The sequence below is a fragment of the Vibrio sp. 10N.222.46.A1 genome (assembly GCF_041473595.1).
Taxonomy (GTDB): Bacteria; Pseudomonadota; Gammaproteobacteria; order Enterobacterales; family Vibrionaceae; genus Vibrio; species Vibrio tasmaniensis_A.
The window spans coordinates 1-5,323 of the sequence record NZ_JBFRSN010000402.1 but is presented as its reverse complement, the minus strand read 5'-3'; the positions used below and the strand labels follow the sequence as shown (position 1 = coordinate 5,323).

The 5,323-nt window shown below is 44.2% G+C and carries 4 protein-coding genes; 2 read left to right on the top strand and 2 right to left on the bottom strand.

The features are described from left to right. The coding region (locus AB4496_RS12645) for a methyl-accepting chemotaxis protein (protein ID WP_372131077.1) at positions 1-1,226 on the bottom strand (1,226 nt) is incomplete at its 3' end. 273 nt (positions 1,227-1,499) lie between these two features. On the opposite strand from AB4496_RS12645, the gene AB4496_RS12640 reads away from it, so the two are divergent. Next, positions 1,500-2,012 carry an RNA methyltransferase gene (locus tag AB4496_RS12640; RefSeq protein ID WP_009846247.1) on the top strand — a complete coding sequence of 171 codons (513 nt, stop codon included), beginning with the start codon at positions 1,500-1,502 and terminating at the stop codon, positions 2,010-2,012. Between the two features lie 111 nt (positions 2,013-2,123). Here AB4496_RS12640 and AB4496_RS12635 read toward each other — a convergent pair whose 3' ends face one another. Beyond that, the gene (locus AB4496_RS12635; RefSeq protein WP_102258249.1) at positions 2,124-4,184 is read right to left on the bottom strand and encodes an alpha-amylase family glycosyl hydrolase; all 2,061 of its coding nucleotides are present in this window, start codon (positions 4,182-4,184) and stop codon (positions 2,124-2,126) included. Between the two features lie 277 nt (positions 4,185-4,461). Here AB4496_RS12635 and AB4496_RS12630 point away from each other — a divergent pair, with 277 nt between their 5' ends. Next, complete coding sequence (locus AB4496_RS12630) at positions 4,462-5,298, top strand: SGNH/GDSL hydrolase family protein (protein WP_102258248.1); 837 nt, start codon at positions 4,462-4,464, stop codon at positions 5,296-5,298. Positions 5,299-5,323 lie beyond the last annotated feature (25 nt).

Here is a 5,323-nt window from a genome sequence, read left to right as displayed (position 1 = left end):
GCGGCTTCAATCGCGGCATTTAGTGCTAATAGGTTGGTCTGTTCCGCTATATCTTGAATGACAGTCAGTGAAGATGAAATGTTCTGTACATCTCCTTCAAGGCGAGATACCACAGTGTTTGCCTCTGATACTTCACTTGCAAGGTCTGCTACGGAACCTGCAGCAGCGTTGACAATTTGCTGAGCTTCTTTTGCATTGTTCTCTGCAAGTTTAGCTGAGTCAGCCGCTTGGCTTGCGTTGCTTGAGATCTCTTGCGCTGTTGTCGTCATCTCGGTCATCGCCGTTGCTACTTGTTCTGTCTCTTCACGTTGACCTGTCGCTATTTCGTCGACCTGAGCTGCGCGAGAAGACATGCTGCTCGTTTCTGATACAACTTGCTGACCCACATCGCTCACGCTACGAATGATGGTCTGTAGGCTAGCAACAAAGGCATTAAAGTTCTCACTGAGTTTGGCGAACTCAGGCGCTTTGAAGGTTTCCATTCGAGCCGTTAGGTCGGCCTCACCACTTGCAAAGGCACTGATTGAACGGTCAAATTGCTCGAGTGGTTGCATGATTGTACGGTTCACTGCAACAGCGAAAACCGCTACCACTAAGGCAATCAAGCCACAGAAAATTGCAATGGCAGTTAGTGAGCTTTGTAGCGCAGCATTCGAGCTCTCTTTCATGTCACTGATGACTGCGTCAATATCATCGGTATAAAAACCCGTGCCGAGCATTAAATCCCATTGTGGAATAAAGATTGAGTAGCTGAGTTTTGGTAACGCAATGGACTGACCTGGCTTAGGAAAGTAGTAAGTGGTGAATTCCCCAATTTTTGAGTTCTTAATCAGGTCTTGGATTAGGTAATTGCCTTGTTTGTCTTGAAGGTCGTAGTAATTTTTACCAATGCCATCGGTACCTTGTCCGATGACGATTCTTACACCCTTAGAGCTGTAGCCAAAAATATAACCAGATTCACCATATTCTAGAGTTTTTAATGTGGGTAATGCTTCTTCAAGCGTGGCACCTTTTTCTAAGAAAGGAGATATCGAAGACTGAGCCATTTGCAGGTACGCTTTGAGTTCCTTTTCTTTCATCGCCATCATATTGCTACGCGTCGATTCTACTTGTTGTGCGGTTAGCTCAGTGCTCTTCATATACGTCACGCTCATCATCCCAATTGCCATTAGTAGCAAAGGGATAAAAGAGAGAATATAAAGGCGGTTTTTGATGGTGAGGGTCATTAGCACTTCCTATGTGATTGTCTCAGGCAATTTTCAACACATTATTAATGTGGTTTCGAAATGTAAACGGACTTGTTGTTGAATTGTTATCCTAAAACCTTTTTGTTTGATAAATATGATGGCGGTTAGGTTTTGAAGTGATAGGTGGTGCAACTAAGTACTTATCTGTAAAAAGAGCCGTTCGTTTCGATGCTTTTGAATTTGGCGCTGCTTTGGTAGAATGCGACGCTTTGTAGCACCCTGCTATGTCTATTCGTTAAGTGAGAAATATTCATGAACAAAAGCCATGTGACTATTGGTTTAACTAACCCAAAGAGCCCGACAAACGTTGGCGCGGTTATGCGTGCGGCGGGTTGCTACCAAGTCGACGAAGTTAAATACACAGGGCAACGCTACGACAAGGCTGCAAAATTTCACACCGATACCAAGAGTGCAACGCGCACTATCCCGCTTACTGGTGTCGAGTCGTTTTTAGATAACCTTAATTCAGAAACTAAGATCGTATGTGTGGAGTTGGCTGAGGGTGCAACACCACTGCCACGTTTTAAACACCCAGAGAACGCTATCTATATCTTTGGGCCTGAAGATGGTTCTATTTCTCAAGATGTCGCTGACCGAGCTGACCATGTTGTTTATGTACCAACTGTTGGTTGCATGAATCTAGCAGCAACAGTGAATGTGCTACTTTATGATCGCCTTGCTAAGTCAGATGAAATGGACGAGAGCAACGAGCTGATCAAGAAAAGCCGCGATAACCGTAATCACCTGCAAGTGAAGCAGGGGTAGATATCGTTTTAATCGTGTCTGGCCTCTTAATATCCAATGCAGATTAAAGAAAACCCCTTATTCGTAGGAATAAGGGGTTTTTACTTGGTTGATCTCGGATCTTAGGTTTGGCTATTCAGCACATTTGGAAGCCATAATTTTTAATGGTTGCCCCGCATCATCGAATTGTAAGCTCCATACATACTGCCCAGCATTACGAATAGTGATAGCGGTATCTTGACCGTAACCACCTTTAATTAACGAGTTAAGCTGTCCTAACTTTAGGTTAAGCCCATCCGCTGTGAACTGAGGTGACCAAGCCTTGGATGCATATTGCATGCGATAACTGCCCGGTTTTTCAGTGGTGACGACTTGGTAAGTGTTGTCACCTTTATATTCAAACTCTCGTTGACCCACGTGTTTCCAACCTGAATCAGCAAAATTGCCAACCACATAAAGTGGGCTCGAAATAGGGCCTTCAGCTTTTATTGTTGGATTGTCACATTGAGCCATGAAGCCTTGTCCAACTTCATTTCCTGTTGCTAGTATCACCGCAATTGGCCCTTTTTCACTTGGCTGTGTTATCGACAAGAAACGAGCTTCAAATGGGCTTAGAACGATAGAGTAGTGGCCATCAATAGCTGAGATCGATTGCTTGGATTCAATATCCTTCAGATCAGCTATGGAGCCGACTTTTTCTTTGGCTAGTTTTATGGTTTGTTCTTTGTTGGTAACGTTCACTGCGTAGACAACAGTATCGCCTTCATAGGCTTTGTGATCGACATAGGCTACATCATTGGCCATCAGGTTTGTACGTTTACCTTGTGATAGAGCGGGGTGCGTTTCTCTCAGTTTCATCAAGTTTGTCACGTATTGCTTTAAGTCTTTTTCGTGCGCATTGAGTTGAGCTGTGACACCTTCTACTTTACCGCTAGTACGGGCTACGTGATCATCACACAGACCATTAATGGCACAGTCATCAGTCCATACTTTGTCTGAAAAACCTTCTAGCTGATCGCCTATTTCGTCCCCATAGTAGGTGGTTATTGGGCCGGTATAAGCTGCTTGGAATGAAAATGCCGCTTTATAGCGCTGCCAATACTCTTTGTCTTGTGGAGAAGCGATATCACCGCGCTGTAATAAGTCACCAAAGCGCACAAGGTCATGGTTACCGATCATTAAATTTGGCTTCGCGTGGTCTGGGTATAACGAATGTAAAGACATGCCTTCTGCAAGCCACTCTCCACCTTTGTTCCCCACGCCAGCTTCGTTTACAGCAAAGGTTTCCGTCAGGCGGTAGCGCATAGGGAAATCAAACGCAGAACATAAGGCCGGTGCTTCATTTGAACCGTAGCCTGTTTCAATAATGCGGTTCTCACCTGCCCAAATTTCCGCGACCATATAACCCAGAGGGTTCACGGTTTTACCTTCGCTGTTTACGTATTCGACTTGAGAAGATGCGGTGTCTACCGTTTCTCTGATTTGACTCCAAGCTTCTTTTGGCACTTGATAAGCTTGATCTAAGCGCCAACCATCAATTTTGAGCTCTTTGATCCAATACTCGGCAACTTCTTGATAGAAGGCTAGGCTCTCAGGGTATGAGACTGGATTATCCTCTCCTTGGGGCAGCTTACCTTTTGGTGACGGCACTACGTTTTTTTTGTGGTGGCCAAATACGCCATCAAAGAAGACATAAAGCCCTCGAGCATGCGCTTCTTCAACTAAGGTTTTAGCTTCTTCCATCGTGCCGAATCTCGGATCGATATTGAAATAATCGGTGGCAAAATAACCGGTTGCATCCAGTCTATCAGCCCAATGGTCTTGGTTTTCGATAGGCTCTGAATTAAAGATTGGGGTTAGCCAAATGCCGTTCATGCCAAGAGATTCAATGTAATCAAGTGAGTCGATAATACCTTGGATATCTCCGTTATGGTGACTGGTTCCATAGCCTGTCCCATGACCAATTGAGTCATCGCCACTGACAAAGCTTTCGACCATCACTTGATAGATCCTCAAGTCATTCACGTCGGCATTGGTATTCGTTTGGCATTGGTATGCTGTTGGTTCTTGAACTGATTCAGGTGCAGATTGGCAACCTGCAAGTAGGATGGCGGTAACGGCCAACGCGGTATTGGATAGAGAAAGTTTCACGTAAAGGTCCTTATTATTATGATTTAACCTATTATTCACCATCCTGATATTCTATAAATCCTCCGTTAAATAGTGGCAATAGGAGTAGACGGTAGGCTGAGAGACTGAGGTCACAATATGTGGCTAATTTCTTATACATATTATGATGAAGTGCTGATTTTTGAGTCGGAACGAGATTTGTACAGGAAGATATTTTTATGCGGTATGTACCAGCCTTGTTGAGAATAAGTCATTCTCTGTTTCTAATGTTATCTATCCCGAAAGCAATCGGATATTATCTTGGGTTCATCATTAGATAATTGAAGGGTTAGATAACACCATGGAAGACAAGCAATTACTTGCCGCGCTGCAGCAACACCCTGTCCTCGATCTCTATCAGTTATTCCAAGAAGTTGGTCAAAACCGCTCTCTGTATGCATTACTAGAGAGGTTATTTTCCCTTAAAGAACACCACCAACTGAGCACTCGTCTTAGCCCTTTTAAGCCTCACATCGAAGGGTTGCTGGCTCAATTTGATAGCACTACACCGGACAGTGATATTCTCAAAGCGGTTGCTCTTCAGTCTGAGATTCAGCAACGAGGCCACAGTATGAGTCGTTACATCATGACATCGGACAATCACCGCCATTTTTCCCCAAATGCAGACCTAGTGATGTTTGGTGATTCGATCACCGAATGGGCACCTTGGGCGGATATCTTTCGCGATGTTTCGATGGTCAACCGTGGCTTAGCGGGTGACACCACAACTGGCATGTTGCGCCGTATTGATACCACGTTGAATGTGAAGCCAAAGCTGGTGTGCTTTATGGCAGGGATAAACGATTTGGCTCAGGGTAATGATGTCGAACATATCTACCGGAACTACATTGATATGCTTGAAGTGTGGCAAGAAAACGATATTCGTATATTGGTGCAATCAACGCTTTATGTTGGCTCTAAACTGCAAGGTTTGAACCCATCGGTGGAGCTGCTTAATAGCAAAATAAGCGAGTACTGTTCCCAGCAAGACATTGCGTTCTTAGATGTGAATTCAGTATTGTCACCTAATAAGCTTTTATCGAATGAATACTCATGTGATGATCTGCATCTGAATGCGAAGGCTTACCAAGCTTGGGCTGAGGTTCTTCAACCTACGATAGCTGAGTTACTAAAATAAACTCACGCAAATAGCCAAATAGCCA